The organism is Novosphingobium sp. FW305-C-111 (assembly GCF_058783565.1).
Map to the genome: position 1 here is coordinate 118564 of NZ_JBYSYP010000008.1, position 21420 is coordinate 139983.

The 21420-nt window shown below is 65.9% G+C and carries 16 protein-coding genes; 9 read left to right on the forward strand and 7 right to left on the reverse strand.

Annotation, left to right across the window (positions count from 1 at the left end; all coding sequences use genetic code 11):
• Positions 1-51 precede the first annotated feature (51 nt).
• Both AC3WLD_RS11135 and AC3WLD_RS11140 read right to left on the reverse strand, forming a co-directional pair.
• Complete coding sequence (locus AC3WLD_RS11135) at positions 52-1614, reverse strand: GMC oxidoreductase (protein ID WP_492557028.1); 1563 nt, start codon at positions 1612-1614, stop codon at positions 52-54.
• Positions 1615-1618: 4 nt separating this feature from the next.
• Complete coding sequence (locus tag AC3WLD_RS11140) at positions 1619-2152, reverse strand: gluconate 2-dehydrogenase subunit 3 family protein (RefSeq protein ID WP_492557029.1); 534 nt, start codon at positions 2150-2152, stop codon at positions 1619-1621.
• A gap of 199 nt (positions 2153-2351) precedes the next feature.
• Between AC3WLD_RS11140 and AC3WLD_RS11145 the strand changes: the two genes are divergently transcribed.
• Positions 2352-3176, forward strand: coding sequence for an alpha/beta fold hydrolase (locus tag AC3WLD_RS11145; protein ID WP_492557030.1), 825 nt, complete (start codon positions 2352-2354; stop codon positions 3174-3176).
• A 4-nt stretch (positions 3177-3180) separates the two neighbouring features.
• Here AC3WLD_RS11145 and AC3WLD_RS11150 read toward each other — a convergent pair whose 3' ends face one another.
• Positions 3181-4623 carry an oxidoreductase gene (locus tag AC3WLD_RS11150; protein ID WP_492557031.1) on the reverse strand — a complete coding sequence of 481 codons (1443 nt, stop codon included), beginning with the start codon at positions 4621-4623 and terminating at the stop codon, positions 3181-3183.
• Positions 4624-4706: 83 nt separating this feature from the next.
• On the opposite strand from AC3WLD_RS11150, the gene AC3WLD_RS11155 reads away from it, so the two are divergent.
• Positions 4707-5096 (forward strand): RidA family protein, encoded by a 390-nt coding sequence (locus tag AC3WLD_RS11155; protein ID WP_492557032.1) that lies wholly within the window; start codon positions 4707-4709, stop codon positions 5094-5096.
• A gap of 4 nt (positions 5097-5100) precedes the next feature.
• On the opposite strand, the gene AC3WLD_RS11160 is transcribed toward AC3WLD_RS11155, so the two are convergent.
• From AC3WLD_RS11160 to AC3WLD_RS11175, 4 genes are all read right to left on the reverse strand, one after another.
• A complete protein-coding gene (locus AC3WLD_RS11160; protein ID WP_492557033.1) occupies positions 5101-6606 on the reverse strand; it encodes an indolepyruvate oxidoreductase subunit beta family protein in 1506 nt (501 codons plus the stop codon).
• Between the two features lie 2 nt (positions 6607-6608).
• Positions 6609-8747 carry a thiamine pyrophosphate-dependent enzyme gene (locus tag AC3WLD_RS11165; RefSeq protein WP_492557034.1) on the reverse strand — a complete coding sequence of 713 codons (2139 nt, stop codon included), beginning with the start codon at positions 8745-8747 and terminating at the stop codon, positions 6609-6611.
• An 8-nt stretch (positions 8748-8755) separates the two neighbouring features.
• Complete coding sequence (locus AC3WLD_RS11170) at positions 8756-9541, reverse strand: cyclase family protein (RefSeq protein WP_492557035.1); 786 nt, start codon at positions 9539-9541, stop codon at positions 8756-8758.
• A gap of 125 nt (positions 9542-9666) precedes the next feature.
• A complete protein-coding gene (locus AC3WLD_RS11175) occupies positions 9667-10155 on the reverse strand; it encodes a flavin reductase family protein (protein WP_492557036.1) in 489 nt (162 codons plus the stop codon).
• A 187-nt stretch (positions 10156-10342) separates the two neighbouring features.
• Here AC3WLD_RS11175 and AC3WLD_RS11180 point away from each other — a divergent pair, with 187 nt between their 5' ends.
• The 7 genes from AC3WLD_RS11180 to AC3WLD_RS11210 all read left to right on the forward strand — a co-directional run bounded on the left by AC3WLD_RS11180 (position 10343) and on the right by AC3WLD_RS11210 (position 21249).
• On the forward strand, positions 10343-11371 hold the full coding sequence (locus AC3WLD_RS11180) for an AraC family transcriptional regulator (protein WP_492557037.1): 1029 nt from the start codon (positions 10343-10345) through the stop codon (positions 11369-11371).
• A gap of 107 nt (positions 11372-11478) precedes the next feature.
• Complete coding sequence (locus tag AC3WLD_RS11185) at positions 11479-12714, forward strand: styrene monooxygenase/indole monooxygenase family protein (RefSeq protein WP_492557038.1); 1236 nt, start codon at positions 11479-11481, stop codon at positions 12712-12714.
• 45 nt (positions 12715-12759) lie between these two features.
• On the forward strand, positions 12760-15129 hold the full coding sequence (locus AC3WLD_RS11190) for a TonB-dependent receptor (RefSeq protein WP_492557039.1): 2370 nt from the start codon (positions 12760-12762) through the stop codon (positions 15127-15129).
• A 168-nt stretch (positions 15130-15297) separates the two neighbouring features.
• A complete protein-coding gene (locus tag AC3WLD_RS11195) occupies positions 15298-16803 on the forward strand; it encodes an AMP-binding protein (protein ID WP_492557040.1) in 1506 nt (501 codons plus the stop codon).
• Positions 16804-17042: 239 nt separating this feature from the next.
• On the forward strand, positions 17043-18734 hold the full coding sequence (locus tag AC3WLD_RS11200; protein WP_492557041.1) for an MFS transporter: 1692 nt from the start codon (positions 17043-17045) through the stop codon (positions 18732-18734).
• On the forward strand, positions 18731-19864 hold the full coding sequence (locus tag AC3WLD_RS11205) for an HlyD family secretion protein (RefSeq protein ID WP_492557042.1): 1134 nt from the start codon (positions 18731-18733) through the stop codon (positions 19862-19864). Before AC3WLD_RS11200 ends, AC3WLD_RS11205 begins: the two co-directional genes overlap by 4 nt.
• Positions 19861-21249, forward strand: coding sequence for an efflux transporter outer membrane subunit (locus AC3WLD_RS11210; protein WP_492557043.1), 1389 nt, complete (start codon positions 19861-19863; stop codon positions 21247-21249). The genes AC3WLD_RS11205 and AC3WLD_RS11210 overlap by 4 nt, the downstream gene beginning before the upstream one ends.
• Positions 21250-21420: the final 171 nt, after the last annotated feature.

The following is a 21420-nucleotide window of genomic DNA, read 5'->3' on the forward strand; positions in this document are numbered from 1 at the left end:
TATTTTAAAATTCAATAAAAAGTCAATCGATGTTGCGATTAATCTCTCACTCTATGGGATTCCTCCAGAAAGAAGGTGCTCAGCGCTCCGCAGCGCGAGGGCGTGGTTGGTGAAATTGGGGTTCATCGCGCCTGCGGTCGGATAAAGACCAGGGCCGGCGATGAAGAGGTTGTCGATGTCGTGGCTGCGACCGTAGCCGTCGGTGACCGAGGTCTTCGGATCGTTGCCCATGATCGTGCCGCCCATCATGTGGGCGGTCGCCATCGGACCGGCCCACGGTTCCTGCGCGCCGCCGGCCTTGATCACCTTGAGCCCAAGCGCGCTCGCCTGCTCCCACAGCTTCAGCGATTCCTGCGGGAACGCGTGGACAACGCGCGGCAGGCGGGTGCCGCCGGGGCCCTTGCGGTCCGTAAGTTCGATGCGGTTCTCGGCAACCGGCAGACCCTCGCCGAACCCGAACATGACTGCGAGATGATGGACCGCGCGGTCCATGAACCGGGTCAGCTCGTCGCCGAACAGGTCGGCTCGAGCCATGGCGACGCCAAGCAGGTCGTTCGGCTTCATCGTCGGGGCGAGCTGCCACTGCAGGCTGCCGAACGCCCCGCCGCCGAGGCTCTGCTTGCCGTAATGATCCATGTTGGTGGCCTGCGCGCCCGTGACTCCCATGTAATTCTCGGTCTCCTCCTCGAAGAAGCCATAGGCCGAGGCGATCGAGTGGGTCATGAAGTACCGGCCGACGAGGCCCGAGGAATTGCCTGCTCCGTTTTCCCAGCCATCTGCGGTGCTGTTGAGCAGGATCGCCGGGTTGGAGATGGTGGAGGCGGCGAGGATCGTTGTTCTCGCCGGCTGGACCTGCGTCTCGCCCTTGGCGTCGACGTATTCGACACCGGCAGCCTGGCGAGACGTCTTGCCGGGCAGGACGCGGGTGACGTGCGCGCTGGTGGCGAACTTCGCCCCGGCCTTCACCGCACGCGGATGATAGGTCACCAGCGGGTTGGCGAGTGCGCCGATCGGACAGCCGGCATCGCACCAGCCGTCGTAAACGCAGGCCGGGCGTCCTTTGTACTCCTGGCTGAGAATCGCCATCGGGCTTGGCGCGGTCTTCATGCCAAGGGCGTGGAAGCCTTTCTGCAGCAGCCTGGCCTGGGCGAACTGCTGGAGCGGGGGAAGCGGATAGGGCGCGCCCTCGGGCCGCCAGATCTCCGCGGTTGCATCGCCCGAAACGCCTACTTCTTCCTGGATGCGGTCATAGAAGGGGCGCAGCTCGTCATAGCCGAACGGCCAGTCCAGCCCCTTGCCGTGACCGGACTTCATCGCGAAGTCCGCAGGCATCAGCCGTGGCCAGGTGCCGTAATGATGAAGTGCCGCGCCGCCGATTCCCCAGCCGGTGTTGAAGCCCGCGCCAAACGCATTGGCACCGGTGGATTCGACCGCAGGTCCGCCCCACCGCAGTCGCCGAGCCCAGATCAGTGAAGACACGAGATCGTCGGTCTTCCATGCCGGACCGGGATCGAGGACGGAAACCGTCTTGCCGGCTTCGGCGAGGAGCGCGGCGAACAGATTGCCGGCGGCGCCCGCGCCCACGATTACAACATCGACGGGTGGGTTCGCCACGGCCTTACCAGTCCTGCGCCGGGTCTATGTGCGGCATGTAAGGCACGTTCATCCGCTCGAACGCCGCCTTTGTGCCATAGACGAGGTCGGCCGCATCGGAGCGCACCGCAAGGTAGAACAACGGCGGCGGCGGGCCGTCCCAGCCGGCGACCTTGCCGGGCAGCAACCCGGCAATCAGGGGTTTCGCTTCTGTTGCGCCTGCCTTGGCGAACGGTTTGCCGAGCAGATTCCGTGCGGCGATATCCAGCGCCTTGAGCCCGGCCTTGTAGAACGCATCGTGCGGCGGCAGCACATCCAGATAGCGGACCGTCAGCAGCGATTGTTCGACCGGACGGGCGAGGTTGGCATCGACATAGTGCGCGATCCCCGCCTTGCGTGCGCCGGGGATTAGCGCCTCGCCGAAGGCCTCCAGCAGGGTGGCTTCCGCGGTGGTGAAGGTGACGAGATCGGCACCCTGCTCGCGCGCGTCCTGCGGGCTCAGCAGCTTCTGGCAACCACCCACCTCGAACGCAAAAAGGCCGAGCGCCGCAGACTTCAACAGCGTCCGCCGGGTTGTGGCTGTTCTCTCACTGGCCTTGCTTACCGGCATGCTCACACCCCGTTCAAAGGCGATATTTGAAGCTTAAACTAAATTGCGCCCATGTCCAGAAACATTTTGTGCCAACTGGCTTTGCGCGCTATCCAGACTCGAACATCGATTGATCATCAATATAAAACCTCCGGCGGAGAAAATCTGGATGAGCGAGAACCCCGAAATCGGCCAGTTTGCCGAGACCTGTGGCTACCGGACGAATTTCCATGACCATGGAGACGGACCGGCGATGCTGGTGCTGCACGGTTCGGGCGCAGGGGTCTGCGCGTGGGCCAACTGGCGCACCTTCATCCCGGCGATGCAGGACCGCTTCCGGGTGATCGCGCCCGATCTTGTCGGGTTCGGCTATACGGAAACGCCCGTCGACTTCGAGTTTCGCTTCATGGATTCGTGGGTCGAACAGATTGTCGCGCTGCTTGATTCGCTCGGGATCGAGAAAGCGCACGTCGTCGGCAACTCGTTCGGCGGAAGTCTCGCGCTGTGGCTGGCGTGGAAGCACCCCGACCGCTTCGACCGGCTGGTCCTGATGGGGCCGGGCGGCTGGCCAGCCAAGGTTAACGCCAACCTCGAGCTGCTGTGGGACTTCAAACCGACTGCCGAGCACATGAAGGCGGCGATGCACGTGATGGCCTGGGACAAGTCGCTGGTCACTGACGAGCTGATCGCGATGCGCCTGAAGGCCTGCTCGCGGCCCGGCGCGCTTGACCATTTCCACAAGCTGTTCCCCGCACCGCGCCAGCGCTGGCTCGACGCCCAGACCCTCCCGATCCATGCCCTCCAGGCCATCACGCACGAAACCTTGCTCGTGCACGGCCGCGACGACGTGGTGGTCGATCCGCAGGTTTCGTGGAACCTCCACCAGCACCTGCCGAACTCGCAGCTCCACACCATCGCCAAGTGCGGGCACTGGACGATGATCGAACATGCTGCGCTGTTCCGTCGCCTGGTAGCGGATCACTGCGCGGGGTGAGGGCTCACTTCCAGGCCGGTGCGGTGAGCCGGCGCTTGCCATCGAGCGACGTGCCGGCCGCGCCGCGGACCACGCCTTCGCGGTCCCACAACTTGCAGGTGACCTGCTTGTGCTTCTGGTCGAGGCCTTCGCAGTAATTGGTGAAACCGCAGATGCGTACCTCGCTGCCACGGCCCTTGCGCACTTTCAGAAACCAGTCGGGATCGGCCAAGGACTGTCGAGCCGAGGCGACGATGTCGGCGTCGCCGCTCGCCAACATGTCCTCGGCAAAGGCAAAATCGTGGACCCCGCCGGCGGTGACGACGGGTGTGTCGAAACCGGCCGCCCGGACAGCGGTGCGGATCGCGTGGGCAGCAGCGCGATTGCGGCCGAACGGCCCTTTGGCGTCGGAGATCGCGGCGGGCATGCACTCATAGCCGCTCGGCCCCGTATAAGGATAGGCCGCCTCGCCGACGCGCGGCTGGAGCGCGTCCTCGAACTTGCCCCCGCGCGACAGCGACAGGAAGTCCATGCCGGCGCGGGCAAACTCCGTGCCGAAATAAGCGGCGTCTTCCATGGTGTTGCCGCCTTCGATGCAATCTTCGGCAAGGAACCGGCAGCCGACCGCCATTTGCGGCGAGACCGCCTCGCGCACCGCGCGGTAAACTTCCAGCGGTAGCTGCACCCGGTTCTCGCGCGGCCCACCGTATCCATCGGCCCGGTCGTTCCGCGCAGAGAGGAACGATGCCATTGTATAAGCGTGGGCGTAGTGCAGCTCGATACCGTCGAAGCCTGCTGCCTCGGCGCGGCGGGCGGCCTTGGCGAACAGGGCCGGCAGGACCTGCGGCAGCGCGGCGATGTGCGGATGGTCGGTGTCTGTCACCCGCTCGCGGAAACCTTGCGAGAGCGATTCCCAGTCGCGCGGTGACAGCACTTGCCGCAACTGCTCATCCGGCATGGCGACAAGCGCGGCGCGCACCGCGCCATCGTCAGTCTCGCCGGTCGCGGCGCGGTGCGCGTCAGTCAGCGCGAGGAAGCGGGTGAGGAAAGCTGCGCGGTCGGGCCGGCGCTTGATCGCGAGGAAATCGATCAGCTGGATCAGCAGCTTGGTCTCACCGTCGCTGGCTTCGCGGACTGCCTCGACCAGCCTGGCAAGGCCCGGCACGAAGCGGTCATGGCCGATCCGCAGCAGGGGGCCTGAAGGGACGTCGCGAATTCCCGTCGCCTCGACCACGATCGCACCGGGTCGGCCTTGGGCAAAGCGCGCATACCAGTCGATCACATCCTGGGTGACCTCGCCGTCCGGGCTCGCCCGCCAAGGGACCATTGCCGGGATCCAGGTGCGAGTGGCGAGAGTAACCGGGCCGATGCTCACCGGCGCGAACAGGCGCGACACGGCGGCTTCCCCGGCGGTGGGCCAAGGGCCGACAACAGGCTCATGGGCTATGCGTTCCGCCGGTTTGTACATCGGGCAATCCTCGGGCTGGACAATATTTCAAGTTTAAAATATCTAAGGTGCGAGAGACGCTGTCAAGCCGCGAGAGGTATCGGATGAGGGTTCTGCAACCGGAAGGCTGGCCACGCCCCAAGGGTTACGCCAACGGCATCGCGGCGCGCGGCGAGATGGTGTTCCTGGCCGGGATCGTCGGCTGGGATGCGCAGGAACGGTTCCCCAGGGGCCTTGTCGCCCAGTTCCGCCAGGCGCTGACCAATATCGTGACGTTACTGGCAGAGGCTGGGGCCGGGCCCGAGCACGTGGTGCGGATGACCTGGTACATCACCAGCCGCGAGGATTACCTCGCCAATGCGCGCGAGATCGGCGCGGTGTGGCGCGAGCTCATGGGCAAGAACTTCCCGGTCATGGCGGTGGTTCAGGTGGTCGCGCTGGTCGAGGCCGAGGCGTTACTCGAGATCGAGGTGACGGCGGTTATCCCGGACTGAGGCTTCAGGCCGCTTCGGTCAGAACTTCCGCCAGTTTCTCGCCCTTTTCGTCCTGCAAGGCCGCGTCGCGCAGCCGGCGCAGCAGCGGGGCGAGGCCGGACTGGCCCTTGCGTTGTTCGTAGACCGACATGATCCGGGCGAAGTTGCCGCTGCCCCGCTCGTGCGTGTCGCCATAGCCGCGCACCAGCTTCTGGCAGCGAACCAGTTCGACCGCCGCAGCGTAATCGCTGGCAGCACAGGCGCGGATCCGCTCCAGCCAATCATCGATCGCGGCGTTCTCGCGCTGGAAACGCATAGTCGAGCGCCGCCAGCGCCGCCCCTGCGCCACCGCGCTGAGCATCAGGAACCCGCGCAGGCTGCTGGTGCGGACCTTGCGGCCCTTGGCGAAGAAGCGCTCCAGCCAGTGTTGCCGCGCTGCCCAGTGGCCGAGCCCCGCGGGGAGCGAATCGGCGACTTCCTCCAGCCGGGGGTGCATGAATTCGGTCAACGCCACGATCTGGTCGGGCGCCGCGTTCACTTCGCTGCGGAACCTCTCGAAGCGGTTGCCGCGGGTCTTGAGGTCGGCGACGCGGAAGGTGTCCTCGAAGGACATCCACAAGGCGAGATGGCGCGCGGCCTCGCGCACCAGTTCATGGCGTTTCGCACTGCCTCCGGCCTCTGCGTCCCACGCGGCGAGGCGGTGCAGCCGGTCGAGGTACAGCGCGCCATAGGCGAGGTCCTGATAGTCGAGCGTGCGGCGCAGGCCTTCGACGGCGAATTCGCGGGCGATGAACGGCAGCTCGGCCTCGATCCGGTCGAGCAAGGGCTGGACGGCAGCGGGCACCGGCGAGGCAGAGGGCGCATCCGGTTCGGCAGCGGCTTCGGGCAGGCGTTCGCCGCGAGCCCGGTCATAGCCGAGCGCGAAAGTGCGCAGGTTGGCCGGAACCGCCTTGCCGCTTTCGCGGATGACTTCCTCGAACACCTCGCGCGGGATGGGCAGGGCACCCGACCCGGCAAGCGCGCCAAACATTACTGCGCTGATCACACTGCCGCCTTCGCGGGCGGTCCGCTCCATGTCGAAGCCGATCCAATGCTTCGCCCGGGCCTGCGCCGCCTCGTGGACTGCGCCGCCATCGGCCCGGCCATCGCCCATCACGATCTTTTCCGAGATCGCGAAGACGCGGTGAGTCGAGCCGATCAGGGTGGTCCGGTCAGGCGTAACGAAGCCGCGCATCACGGCCCGGCCGGCTTCCATCAGTTCGGAGGCGACGACGACGTCGACGTCGCCCGGGACCGGCATCAGCGCCAGCACCGGCTCCTTGCCCTTTGCTGCGATCTCGGCCTCGGGGAAAAGCTCGATATAGTAGATCGTCGCCCCGGTGCGCTGGGCGACGCCCTGGACCGAGGTGTACTGGGCGCGGAAGCCGGCCAGCTCACCGGCCCGCACGGTCCAGTCGGCCATGACCCCGCCGCCCTGGCCGCCGAGCGCCATGATCGCGATATTGATCGGCCGGGTCCTGGTCTTGCTCATGGTCAGAATGCCGTCAGCGCACGACGCCTGGCGGCGCGGTTCTGGAAAAAGCCGATGACTGCATCGCGCACCCGTTGGCGCAGGCGATCCCACCGCGTCGGGTTGAACACCATGTCGGCACGGTAGAAGCTGGGGCAGAGCACTGCGGCGTGCGCGGTCTCGCCGCAGTGGCCGCAGCCGACGCAATCGTCGAGCACCTGGACGATAGGGTCCTCGCGCAAAGGGTCGGGGTTTTCGCGCAGGGTGAGGGTAGGGCAGCCCGACAGGCGGATGCACGAATGGTCGCCGGTGCAGGTGTCACTATCGACTCCGAAGCGTTCCTTGACCACGCGCTTGCCGCCTTTGACCGCAGCGTTGAACAGCGGCTTCACCCGCCGCTGCTTGTTGAGCATGCACTCCGATTCCGCGATGATGATCTTGGGCCCCTTGAAGTCCGTGGTCATCGCCTCGGTCAGGGTGCGGGTCATCGCGTCGAGATCGTAGCTGCGCACGGTGCGGACCCACTCGCCGCCGACCCCGCGAATGGCCTTTTCCATCGGGTGCTTGGTGGTGCGGGTGCGATTTTCGGCGCGGCTGGAGAGGATGTCCTGCCCGCCGGTCGCGGCCGAGTAGCCGTTGTCTACCAGCACGGTGACTCCGTCGTCCTTGTTGAACACCGCATGGCCGACGCCCGAGGTGAGGCCGTTGTGCCAGAATCCGCCGTCACCCATGACCGAGACGGTGCGCTGCGCGGAATCCGCCTGGAACGCCGCTGCCCCGGCCATGCCGAGGCCGTAGCCCATCGTCGTGTTGCCGAGGTTGAAGGGCGGCAGGATCGAGAAGATGTGGCAGCCGATGTCGCCGGAGACGTGGAACTCGCCGATCTCTTTCTCGACGAGCTTCATCGCGGTGAAGATCGGCCGCTCGGGGCAGCCGGTGCAGAATCCCGAAGGCCGCTGCGGGACGACATCGGCCAGCGGGATGTGGTTCGAGCCTTCCACCGCCGGCGGCAACGCAGCCTTCGCGGCGAGGGCGGGGGCATGTTCGCGCAGAAAGCGGACCAGCCCGTCCTTAACCACCTGCCCGGTGTACTCGCCCGCCAGCGGCATCGATTCCTTGCCGACCAGCACGGTTTGCAGGCCGGCGCGGCGCAGGATGGTGTTGACGTTGTGCTCGATGAATTCGGGCTGGCCTTCCTCAATCAGGAACACCGCCTTCTTGTCGGCGCAGAAGCCGGCGACCTCGCTGTCGATCAGCGGGTAGGCGACGTTGAGGCAGTAGATCGGAATCTCGGTGTCGCCGAAGCTGTCGGCGAGGCCAACCAGCTCCAGCGCCCGGATCAGATTGTTGTACATGCCGCCCTGGACGATGATCCCGACGTCGCCGAGGTGCCCGCCGAGGAACTCGTTGAGCTTGTGCTCCTTGATGAATGCTTGCGCGGCGGGCCAGCGCTGGGCGATCTTCTCGCGCTCGTGGAGGAAGTTCGCCGGGGGCAGCACGATCCGGTCGGTATCGCGGCGCGGGTTTTCCATCGCGTCCTTCAGGCCGAAGGCGGGGCGTACGTTGTCCTTCGCCTCGAACCGGCCGTAAAGGTGGCACGAGCGCACGCGCAGTTCGAGCATGACCGGGGTGTTCGAGGCTTCCGAAAGCTCGAAGCCCTTTTCGACCATCCGCACGATCGAGGGCAGGTTGGGGCGCGGGTCGAGCAGCCACATCTGCGACTTCATCGCAAAGGCGTGGGTGCGCTCCTGCATGATCGAGGAGCCCTCGCCGTAGTCCTCGCCGACGATGATCAGCGCGCCGCCGGTGACCCCGCCCGAGGCGACGTTGGACAGCGCGTCGGACGCGACATTGGTGCCGACCACCGATTTCCACGCCACCGCACCGCGCAAGGGGTAGTTGACGCTCGCCGCCAGCATCGCCGCCGCCGATGCTTCGTTGGCCGAAGCCTCGAAGCGCACGCCAAGCTCGCCCATGATCTCCTGCGCGTCGGACAGGACATCGAGGAGCTGCGAGATCGGGGAGCCCTGATATCCGCCGACATAGGAAATGCCCGATTGCAGCAGCGCCTTGGTGACCGCGAGAATCCCTTCGCCGGCGAATTCCTCGCCCGCGCCGATCCGCAGCTTCTCGACCTCTTTTGCAAACGAGCGTTCGGCCACTGGCTATCTCAGGCAGGAACGAGGGCGAGGACGCGCAAGGGACTGCCGGAACCGTTGTCGATCTTGAGCGGCGCCGCGACGATCACCGCGCCGGTCGGCGGCAGCAGGTCGAGGTTGGTCATGCACTGGAGGCCATACTTCCCGGCGCCGTGCATGTAGTGGTGGCAGGGATACTGCGGCTCGAACAGGAAAGCCTGGCCGGCATCGGTGCCGACGCATTCGGTGCCGAAGCCGAGCACGTCGCGCTGCTCGATCATCCACAAGGTGGAAGCGGCATCGGGGCCGGGGGAGTGGGCGCCGTTTTCGTCGAGGTTGGTGTAGTTGGCCGGGTCGGCGATCTTGCGCCAGTCGCTGCGCAGGAACACCCAGCTTCCCGCCGGGATGCGGCCGTGCTTCGCTTCCCAGGCCTCCAGCACTTCGACCGAAAGGATGAAGTCGGGGTTGGCGGCCACTTCCTTGGTGCAGTCGATCACGCAGACCGGTGCGAGGAACCGCGCCGGGTCAATTGTGTCGACCGACCCGTTTTCCACGTCCTTGCCGGTGACCCAGTGGATAGGCGCGTCGAAATGGGTCCCGGTGTGTTCGCTGATCGTGAAGTTGTTCCAGTACCAGCCAGGCCCGTTATCATCGTAGCGCGAAATCTCATTCTTCACGAACGGCGAGGCCTGGCCGAATTCCGGCGGCAGCGTGATAGTCGGGTACTCGGGGGTGAGCGTTTCGGTTAGGTCGACGACTTTGATCCCGCCCGCGGCAATGCTGCCCAGCAGTCCCGACAGCACTTCGTTTGCAGCCATGATACCGACGCCTCCTGTCCTGTCCGGCGGCCATCGGACCCGATTTGCCGCCGCCGTGCAATGGCGGGCTGATAGTGGCAGCGTGAAAATTTATTTCAAGCTTAAAATGAATCGAGATGACGGCGTCAGCTGATCGGGCGGAGGGTGCTGAACTGCTGGCAGTGATAGACCAGCGGTGCAGACAGGTCGGCACGGTTCCACACGTGCTCCACCGCACCGATGACGATCGCGTGTGTCTCGACCAGCGTCATCGAATGAACCCGGCAACCGATCGTCGAAATCGCGTCTGATAGCCGCGGGGGGAAGCCGTCTTCGCTGGTCCAGTTTCCGCCGCCGAAGCGGTCCGCGCCAGTCAGGCCGGTCCGGCCCGCAAAGCGTTCAGCCATCGTCTGCTCATTCGCGCCAAGGAGATTGACGCAGAACCGCGCCCCCGGTGCAAGCGCCCGGAAAGTGGCTCCGAACCGGTTGACGCAGGTGAGCAGCCTCGGTGGCTCCATGCTCAGCGAGCAGACCGCGGTGGCCGTGAGACCCACCGCCGTGTCGCCTTCTCCCGTCGTGACGATGGTGACCGCACCGGCAAGGCGGCGCATACCTTCCTTGAAGGCGTCAATCATGGCGATGTCTCCCCGTTTCCGCTTATCCGGATCGTGCACATCTCTTGTCATGTGAGATTTGAGCTCGGAATCCGCTCGGGGCAGTGGACTATCCCATTTGCGCAACCGGCCTGGCCGATTGACATCGTGCCCCAATAGAGGAAAACCAATTGACTTTCGATCGACGTTTTCTGGTGGAGGCGCGCCGATGTTCCGTTCCCAGTCCATGCAGGAGATCGACGGCCTGTTCCCGGCGGCGCTCACCGCGAGCGCGGGGCGGATTTTCCGCTCTGAGGACCGCGACGAGGTGCGCGGCCATGTCGGCCAGATGTTCTGCGATCACACGCTGTTGCTGGTCAACGCCCGCGCTGACCTCGATACCCGGATCGCCAGCATGCGCTGCGGCAAGGCCGTTTCGATCACCGAGATGCAGTACGGAGCCGACGTGCTGATCGATGCGGGGCGACTGGAGAATTTCTACCTGGTCCAGATCCCGGTCGCTGGGCGGGCCCGGGTCACACTAGGCGGAATCGACACTGCCTATGCCCCGGGTACCGCCTCGGTCGAAAACCCGGTCGAACCGCTGGAGATGTTCTGGAGCCGTGACTGCCGCAAGGTCGTGCTCCGTTATGAGCGTGCTTTGTTCGAGCGGTTCGTCGAGATCTATCTTGGCAAGCCGATCCGCGATGCGGTGCGCTTCAGCCCGCGATTGGAGCTGTCGAGTCCCGCTGGCCAACTGCTGGTTGACCACTTGTGCGCTGCGCTTGCCGCGCTGCGGCGGGGCGAAACGTCCGCTTCGCCGCTGCTCGAGACGCATCTCGAAACGACGCTGATGGGCGCACTGTTGTTCCTCCAGCCGAGCGATCACAGTCTGGCGGTTGGAGCGGCGGCCAGTGCAGGCTGCGAGAGCGAGGCGGTGCGGCGCGTGCGCGAATACCTCGAGGCGCACGCTGCCGAGCCGGTCGATACGGCAAGTCTGGGCGAAGTCGCCGGCATTCCCCTGCGCACGCTCCACCACCAGTTCCAGCGTGCCCACGGGATGTCGCCGCTCCAGCTGCTCCGCGAAATCCGGCTCGACCGGGTGCGCCGCGAGCTGCTGTCCGGCGGTGAAGAGGTCAACGTGACCGGCGTGGCGCTCGCCTGGGGCTTCGAACACCTGGGCCGGTTCGCGGCGAGCTATCGCCAGCGCTTCGGCGAGACACCGCGCGAGACGCTCCAGCGCCGCCGCCGCGGCTGACGCGCGACTTGCCGCCAGCGGATAATGCTTGCCCCCAGCGGATTGTGACGAAAGCCTGACCGCATAGCCTGTCCCCAATCGCAGCACAGCGTGAATGGGGATAGAACATGGCGAAGATCGCAATCGTCGGTGCCGGCCAGTCCGGCCTGCATCTTGGCATCGGCCTGCTCATGGCCGGCCATCAGGTCACGATGGTTTCCAATCGAACCGGCGCTCAGATCGCTGCGGGTACCGTGCTGTCCAGCCAGTCCATGTACGGCATGGCGCTAGGGCTCGAGCGTGAACTCGGGATCGATTACTGGCAGGACGAGGCACCGCAATATGCCGGCGCGCAAATGCGGATCGCGGACAGCGACGGAAATGTCATGCTGTTTTGGCAGGGCGCGATGGACGAGCCCGGCCAGTCGATCGACCAGCGCGTGAAAATGCCGCGCTGGATCGACCGCTTCGTCGAACTCGGCGGCGACTTCGTGATCGAGGATGCCGGGGTCGAGGCGCTCGAACGCCTCGCTGCGTCCCATGACCTGACCGTCATTGCCGCGGGCAAGGGCGAGATCGGAGCGCTGTTCGAACGCGATGCCGCCCGGTCACCGTACACCGCACCGCAGCGGGTTCTGGCGCTGACCTACGTCAACCGGTTTCGTCCGCGCCCTGGCGTCCCGGCAATCTGCATCAATATCAATCCCGGCATCGGCGAGTTCGTCTCGTTCCCCGGGCTGACCCTGTCGGGCGGCTGCGAAATCTTCACCATCGAGGCTATTCCCGGCGGACCGATGGACCTGTGGGGCGAGGTCAAGACCCCGGCAGATCACCTCGCAGTCAGCGAGCACCTGCTGCGGACTTACTTTCCGATCGAGGCGGAGCGGATCGACGGACATCTCGAACTGACCGATCCCGGCGCGGTGTTGCGCGGGCGGGTGACGCCGACCGTCAAGCACCCTGTCGCCACTCTGCCGAGCGGGGCGATTGTCATGGGCATCGGCGATGTCATCTGCCTCAACGATCCGCTCACCGGGCAGGGCTCGAACAACGCTGCCAAGTCGGCCAAGATCTATCTCGATGCCATCGCGGCGCGCGGCGACGCGCCGTTCGATCGGGCGTGGATGGAAGCGGTGTTCGAGACCTACTGGGATTACGCTCGCTATCCGGTTGCCTACACCAACCAGACCCTTGGCCAGCCGCCCGAGCACATGCTCCAGATCCTCAAGACTGCGGAGAGCGACGCGGGGCTCGCGCACATCATGGCCAACAGCTTCAACGATCCGAAGTCGATCGCGCCCTGGTATTACGACGCGGCCGCGGCTCAGGACTTCCTTTCCGGCCGCGCGGCGCTCGCTGCCTGAGCGGCCAACTTCACGACATAACAATGACCTAAGGGGGGTTATCCAATGACTGCATCCATCCGCCGCCTTCGCGGGCCATTCCTGATGACGGCCTCATTGCTGGCCTTTGCGCCGCTTGCGGCGCACGCGCAGGACGGCGCTGCGCAGGCCGAAGAGGACCAGGCGTCCGCGCTAGACCAGCCAATCACCGTGACGGCGCGCAAGCGCGAGGAATCGCTGCAGGAAACGCCGATTTCGATCACCGCCTTCTCAGGTGCTGGCCTCGAGGCGCGCGGCATCCAGTCGACCGATCGCCTCGCCGAGGTGACACCCAACCTGACCCTGCAGAACAACCCGTCGTTTTCCGGCGCGAGCAACAGCGCTTCGATCTACATCCGCGGCGTCGGGCAGCAGGACTTCGTGCCGACCGTGGAGCCCGGTGTCGGGGTCTATGTCGATGGTGTCTATGTCGCGCGTTCGGTCGGTGCGATCCTCGACCTCGTCGATTTCGAGCGCATCGAAGTGCTGCGCGGGCCGCAGGGCACGCTGTTCGGCCGCAACACCATCGGCGGCGCAATCTCCGTTACGACCCGCGTGCCCGAAGACACCTTCTCCTTCGACGGCTCTGTCACTTACGGCACCGACAACCTGCTGGTCGGCAAGGCGACCGTGAACCTGCCGCTCGGCGAGAAGGCGGCTCTGCGGGTCTCGGGCGGGTACTTCGGCCAGGACGGTTATGTAACCCGCACCTTCGACGGCAAGAAGCTCGGCGACAGCGACCGTTTCGCCGGACGCCTCGCTCTGCGCCTCGAGCCCACCGAAACCTGGCGTGTCGATCTCGGCTTCGACGGTACCACCGCGCGCGAGAATGGCCCGGCGATGAGCCTGATCGGGATCAACTTCGGCAAGACCACCGATCCCAACACGCCGCCCTTCGCGGACATCAATAACATCATCGCCAACGTCGTCGCGGGCAACGGGTTCTTTCCCTGCGCCATCCCGGCTGCGCCGCTGAACCTCTCCGTGGCCGGGTGCTACGACAACCGCTACGTGCTCGGGGCAGATCGCAACGCCGGGACCGCGCCGAGCTATTCCAACTCGGACATCTGGGGCGTCAGCCTGACGAACACCTTCGAGCTGGGGCCGGACATCGACCTCAAGTCGATCACCGCCTACCGCAAGCTCGACGGCGACTTCGCCCGCGACGGCGACGGCTCGCCGGTCACGATCGCGCAGTTCACCGACAAGATCGACCAGAAGCAGTTCAGCCAGGAGTTCCAACTCCTTGGCAAGAGCTTTGGCGGCAATCTCGAGTGGATCCTCGGCGCCTACTATTTCCGCGAGAGCGGAGTGAACACGAACGGCTTGACGTTCGTGATCAGCCAGTTCCGGTCGGGTGGATCGTTCCGCAACGAAAGCCTCGCCGCATTCGGCCAGGGTACGCTGAAGATCGGGGACAAGGTCAAACTGACGGCCGGCATGCGCTACACCCGCGACAACAAGGCCTTCCACCCCGACCAGGTGATCATCGCCAACCGCGCCGCTTTTCTGGGGGTGCCATTCAACTCGCCAATCTTCGATGCGGGCACGCGGGTGCTGCCGGATGTCGAGGCGAAGGTTCACTTCGGCGAGTTCACGCCGATGGTAAACCTCGCGTTTCAGGCGAGCGACAGCCTGATGACCTATGCAACATGGTCGCGCGGGTTCAAGTCCGGCGGGTTCAGCCAGCGCGTGTTCCCGCCGATCATTCCCGGAGTGACCACCCCGATCACCGATCCGGTCAAGGCAATCCCCTCGTTCGCCCCGGAGAAGGTCGATGCCTATGAGGCCGGCATCAAGTATCAGTCGCCGGACCGGCTACTCACGCTCAACGCTTCGGCCTATTATACTGACTACAAGGACCTCCAGGTCCAGGTCTTCACCAGCGTCGCGCCGGTGTTCCGCAATGCGGGCAGCGCGACGATCAAGGGGTTCGAGGCCGAGGCGCAGCTGCGCCCGGTGCGCGGCCTGCTGGTCGAGGGCGCATTGGGCCTGACCGACGCGAGCTATGACAAGATCGACTTCGCGACGACCTTCATCGCCAAGAACAACATGTTCGAGCGTGTCTCGAAGTGGACCGCGTCCGCCGCGATGACTTACGAGTGGGAGCTGCCCGGAGGGTCGACTCTGCGCCCCCACGTGGACTGGGCCTATCGCAGCAGGTTCTTCAACAACACCTTCAATACGCCACAGATCGCGCAGAAGGGCTATAGCCTGTTCAACGCGAGCCTTGGGTGGACCAGCGCAGACGGGAAGTACGGGTTCACCGGGACGGTGAAGAATATCGGCGACAAGCGGTTCCTGATGTCGGGCATCCTGGTCGATGCGATCCAGGCATTCGAAGGGGTCTACAACCGAGGCCGGGAATTTTCAGTGACGGCATCCGTCCACTTCTGATCGGGGCTCCCTCCGCCCCGGGGAGGCCGGCGTTGACGCGCGCCGGCCTCTCGCCCTTGTTTCACATTGTGAGAGGCAGGCCTTTGCGGGATTGCCTGTCGCGGCCTATGCGGCGAGCGCGGGGCGCGTTTGCAGCAGCCCTCCATTTTCCATCAGGGTGCGGTCAACATGTCCGAAAATCTCGTTTCGATCTTCTACGCCCGCCAGACCGGTCGCGAGCACAAGGTCGCGCTGGAATGGAACGGCGCGCCCGTGTGTACCTTCGGCGAGCTTCCCGCCAGGGTCGGGCAGTACAAGGCGGCGCTCGCGCAGCTCGGCGTGACGCGCGGCGACAGGGTGATGGTGAAGACCGAGAACTCTCCCGCGTTCGTGTTTACCTATCTCGCCGTCCTCGCGTCAGGCGCGATCTTCGTGCCGATGAATGCCGCCTACACCGCAGCCGAAGTCGCACTGCTACTTGAGGATGCGGAGCCGGTGCTGCTGGTCCACGCCGCCGCGACTGCCGTGCCGCCGGCTGGCGAGGGACCGGCGCGGGCCACCTTGGAGCCGGACGGTTCAGGCTCTTTGACCGATCTTGCGCTGTCGCTGGAGCCGGACCTGGCCGTCGAAGACATGGCGGCAAGCGACCTCGCCGCGATCCTGTTCACTTCGGGAACGACCGGCCGGCCCAAGGGTGCGATGCTGACGCATGGCAACCTTTCCTCCAATGTCGCCGCCTTGTTCGAGACCTGGCGGTTCAGCGATGCGGACACCATTCTCCACAGCTTGCCGCTGTTCCATGCCCATGGCCTGTTCGTGGCGCTGCACCTCGGCCTCTACAGCGCCGCGACGGTGAAGATGCTCGGCAAGTTCGACGCGGCGAAGGTGGTGTCGCTGCTGCCCGGCGTCACGGTCTTCATGGGCGTACCGACGTTCTACACGCGCCTGCTTGACCGGGCCGACTTCACCCGGGACGCGGTCAGGAACATTCGCCTGTTCGTCTCCGGGTCGGCGCCGCTGCTGCCGTCGGTGTTCACCGCCTTCGAGGATCGCACCGGCCATAGGATCCTCGAGCGCTACGGCATGACCGAGACGGTCATGATCACCTCCAATCCCTATGAACCCGCCGGCCGCGTCCCCGGCACGGTCGGGTATCCGCTGCCCGGCGTATCGCTTCGCATCGTCGGTGGGGAAGGGCGCGGCGAATTGCCATCCGGCGAGGTCGGTGAAATCGAGATGAAAGGCCCGAACCTGTGCGCCGGTTACTGGCGCCGCCCCGAAGCGACCGCAGAGGCTTTCGGCGCCGACGGCTTCTTCCTGACCGGCGACACGGGCTTCAAGGACCCCGATGGTCGGGTGACCATAGCCGGCCGATCCAAAGACCTGATCATTTCGGGCGGGTTCAACGTATATCCGGCGGAACTCGAGATTCTCTTCGCCGACTTGCCCGGCGTGTCCGACGTCGCGGTGATCGGCGTGCCCCATCCGGATTTCGGCGAGGCGGTCGTCGCGTTGGTGACGGCCGATGATCCGGCGTTCGATCCTGCGGCTATCGACGCGTTGGCGAAGGAGCGACTGGCCAAGTTCAAGCAGCCGAAGGCGGTCCACGTCCTTGCCGAATTTCCCCGCAACGCGATGGGAAAGGTGCTCAAGGCGGAATTGCGCAAGGAGTTTGCCGGGGCGTTCGCCCGCTAGTTTTTGGGCGGCGCCCAAGCGGGAGGGACGGCGAAAAAGGCCCCCGACCGCTCACGTTATTGGGATCGCTGAATATTTTTGGTCACGGCAGGAACATGTCTCTGCGGGACTGACAGCTTGCACGTTTTGAATGGTGCTTGCCCCGGGAACCTCGCTGTTTCCGGACGATTGTGGACCCCGAACACCCCTCTTCAGGAGCCGGTCGGAAGGCTGGCGGGGGGCCATATTCGGGGAACAGCATGGCGGAGGCTGCGGCCTACGAGTTCAAGCCGCATGAGCGGCCGACACTTCCGGGTTCGCCGGCCAACCCCGATCATCCCGCTCGCCGCAGGTCCGCGTATTTCGCCATTGGCATCCTGATCGGGCTGGCCGGAGGGCTTGGCAACGCCCTTGTCGCGGTGAACCTGCCGTTCGCGCAAGGCACCCTCGGGCTTGGCCCCGACGAGGCGAGCTGGCTGACCGCCGCCTACCTGATGACGAATACCATGGCCAATCTGGTGCTGGTCAAATATCGCCAGCAGTTCGGACTCCAGCCGTTCATTCGCTGGATGCTGGCGATCTATGTCGTCGCGACCGTCTTTCACCTGTTCGTCCACGGGTTCTGGTCGGCGATTGCAGTGCGGGCGGCGGGGGGCCTCGCCGGGAGCGGCCTGTCCTCGCTTACCGTGCTTTACCTGATGCAGGCGATGCCGCCGGCCAAGCGGCTTGCCGGCCTGATGATCGGCATCTCCGTCCCGCAGATTGCGACGCCGCTCGCTCGGGTCATTTCGCCGAGCCTGCTCGTGTCGGGCGACTGGCACATGCTCTACTGGTTCGAGCTGGGGCTGGGCCTGTCCTGCCTCGCCGGGATCCTCGCACTGCCGCTGCCGCCGAGCGAGCGGATGAAGGTGTTCGAGAAAGGCGACGCGGTCAGCATTGCGCTGCTCGTTCCCGGCATGTCGCTGCTCATCGCGGTGTTGAGCCTAGGCCGGATCGAGTGGTGGACGTCGCGGCCGTGGATGGGATACGCGCTCGCCGGCGGGGTGGCGATGGTGGCTGCCGCATTCATCTTCGAGCATTTCCGCCGCAACCCCCTGATCAACACGCGATGGCTGGGCACGCGCGAGATGGTGCGGCTGATCTCCATAGCCGCGGCGGTGCGCGTGCTGCTGTCGGAGCAGGCGTTCGGCTCGGTGGGCCTGCTGACGGTGGTCGGCATGACGAACGAGCAGATGGTCGGCCTCAACCTCGTCGTGATCGCAGCATCGATTGCGGGGCTGCTCACCGCGCTGCTGACGCTGAACCCGGCCAACGTCGCGCGGCCGATTACTGTCGCGCTGATCCTGATCGCGATCGGCGCGTTCCTCGATTCCAGCGCGACCAACCTGACGCGGCCCGCAAACATGTACCTGAGCCAGGCGCTCATCGGCTTTGCCAGCATCCTGTTCCTCAGCCAAGCGATGATCATCGGCCTCGCGCGGACGCTGCTGGCTGGTCCGCGCAATTTCGTGAGCTTCATCGTCCTGTTCAGCATGAGCCAGGCGCTTGGCGGACTGGCAGGCGGCGCACTGCTCGGCACGTTCCAGGTCGTGCGCGAGAAGATGCACTCGGCTGAGCTCGTCCAGTCGATCGTGATGACCGATCCGCAGGTCGCGGCGCGCATTGCCGCCGGCGGCCGGCTGGTTGCGCGGACGGTGGGCGACCCGGTGCTGCGGGGTGCCGAAGGCGCAGCGATCCTGTCGCAGCAGGTGACCCGCGAGGCCAATATCCTCGCTTTCAACGACGTGTTCCTGCTGATCGGTGTGCTCGCGATGATCGCGGTGCTCTGGTCCATCCTGATCCGCTGGCGGATCCGTCGCAGCGGCGAGGAATCGCCGCTCCTCCAACTCCAGCGCCTGCAACAGGGCGCTGCGGCTGCGGCCGCCAATCCATCCCAAAGGACATCCGAATGAACGATACGGCTACCGTCCCGCCACCCGCGGCAATTCCCGAGGAAATCGAGGAAGAGAGCGCGCAGCCGGCGACTTCGAGCGACGACGGTTGGAAGCCGCCGCGCCCGAACAAGGCACGGCTGGCCGTCATCATCCTCGCCGTGATCGGGGCCATCGTCGCGATCCTCTACGCCTGGCACCTGCCACCGTTCAGGGGGCTCTCGCAATCGACGGACAACGCCTATGTCCGCGGAAAGGTGACGGTGATCAGCCCGCAGGTCAGTGGCTATGTCACGCAGGTGCTGGTCAAGGATTTTGCCCGGGTCAAGAAGGGCCAGCCCATCGCGGTGATCGACCAGCGCCAGTACCGCGCCAGGGTCGAGCAGGCCCGCGCCAACCTCGCCGCGCAAGAGGCGGCGCTGGCCAACTCACAGCAGAGCGAGCGCCGCGGCAAGGCCGCGCTGGGCGGGCAGGACGCGGCCATCGCCAACGCGCGGGCGCAGCTTGCCAAGGCCCGTGCCGATATGGCCCGGGCCAGCGCTTTGGTCGGCGATGGCTCGATCTCGGAACGCGAGCGGGATCAGACCCGCGCGGCGCTCCAGGCGGCGGAAGCCGGCTTGGCGCAAGCAGAAGCAGCGCGCGGCGTAGGCGAGCAGGATGTGCGGAGCGTGCTCGTCGGTCGGGGCGGATTGCAGGCAGCCGTAGAGGCCGCCAGGGCGCAGTTGCAGGCGGCCCAGGTCGACCTCGACAACACCGTCATTCGCGCGCCTGAAGATGGTCAGCTCTCCGAGGTCGGGGTGCGGCTGGGTGCCTTCGTCACGGCCGGCACTCAGCTCCTGTTCCTCGTGCCCGACGAGATCTGGGTGATCGCCAACTTCAAGGAAGCGCAGACCGCCCGCATGGCTGAGGGTCAGCCCGCAAGGTTCACGGTCGATGCGCTGGGCGACGAGGAACTGACCGGCCATGTCGAGAATATCGCGCCGGCTGCAGGCTCGGAGTTCGCGGTGCTCAAGGCTGACAACGCGACCGGCAACTTCGTCAAGGTGGCGCAGCGCATCGCGGTGCGCATCAAGGTCGACCCTGGCCAGCCTGCTGCGAGAAGGCTGCGACCCGGCATGTCGGTCGAGGCGCGCGTGGACACCGGCTCATGAGGCGGCTCCTCCTCCTCACAGGCGCCTTTGCGCTGCTCGCGGGCTGCGCCGGTCCGGCGATTGAGACCGCGCAGGTTCCCGCAGTCGTGCCTCCGCCGGATTGGCGGGTCGACCTTGGCCCCGGAGTACCAATCGACGCCGAATGGTGGCGCGGTTTCGGCGATCCGCAGATGTCGGCGCTTATCGACGAAGCCCTCGCGCGCAATCTCGATATCGGCATCGCTGGAGCCCGGGTCCGTGAGGCGCAGGCCCAGCAGGGCCTCGCCCGGTCGGCGCTCCTGCCCACGCTGGATGCTGCCGTCGGCGCGACGGAGTCGCGCACGATCAATGCGTTCGGCAAGCCCGTCGAGCAGTTGGCGGCGCAGCCGCAGTTGCAGGCGGCGTGGGAGATCGACCTGTTCGGCCGGCTTTCCGACCAGGAAAGCGCGGCGCGGTCCAGCTGGCTGGCGAGCCAGGCGGCGCGGGACTCGGCGCGGCTGTCCGTGGCATCGGCGACGGCGAACGCCTATGTCACGCTGCTTGCGCTCGACGACCGGCTCGCACTGGCCAAGCGCACTGCCGAGGTCCGCAAGGGTTCGCGCGACCTGATCGCGCGGCGTGTCCGCATCGGCTACTCGCCCAAGCTCGAGCTGCAGCAGGCCGAAGTCGACTACCAGGCGGCGCTGCTTCTGGTGCCTGCGATCGAGCAGGCGCGTGCCCGGCAGGAAAACGCCCTGAGCGTACTGGCAGGGCGCGTGCCCGGTCCCGTCGAGCGGGCAGAAGGCCTCGCTGCGCTGACCAAGCCACCGCTTCCCGAGGCTCTGCCGTCCGAGTTGCTGCGCCGGCGGCCCGACCTGGCGCAGGCGGAGTTCCAGCTCGCCGCGACCGACAGCAACCTCGCGGCGGCGCGCAAGCGGTTCCTGCCCTCGCTGCGCCTCTCTGCGTCGGCCGGCGCGGCGTTTTCCACCCTGCTCGGCGATCCGGTCGCACTTTTTTCTGTGGGCGGCAGCATTCTTGCTCCGCTGTTCGAGGGCGGGCGCCTGAGGGCGGGGGCGGAGGCCGCCGCGGCCCAGCGCGATGCCGCCGCCTTCAACTATCGCAAGGTTGCGCTGACGGCCTTCCGTGAGGTCAACGACGCGCTCGCGGCGGTGGACGGTCTCGACCGGCAGGTGCAGGTCCAGACCGCCCAGCGGGACGCACTGGCCGAGGCGTACCGGCTGGCCAACAACCGCTACCGCGAGGGTTACTCACCATTGCTGGAGCAGCTCGATACGCAGCGAGGACTGCTCGCGGCGGAACTGGCGCTGATCCAGGCTCGCTCTGACGCCCTGAACGCGCGGATCAGCTTGTACCAGGCGCTTGGCGGCGGATGGTCGCTGGACGCGATTGGCGTCGAGGCGCGGTGACGAGCGGAGCTTGATACCCGGAGGATCCCGCGCTCCTCGCCATTTCCCGTCTGCGACGAGGTGGGGCAGCGCAATCGCGTCTCCGCGAGCGAAAGCGTTTGTTTGCGGGGAGTTTCTAGCCGAATGGTCGAGGAAACAAGCGGTGCGGGGGCATTTCCAAAGCGCCGGGTT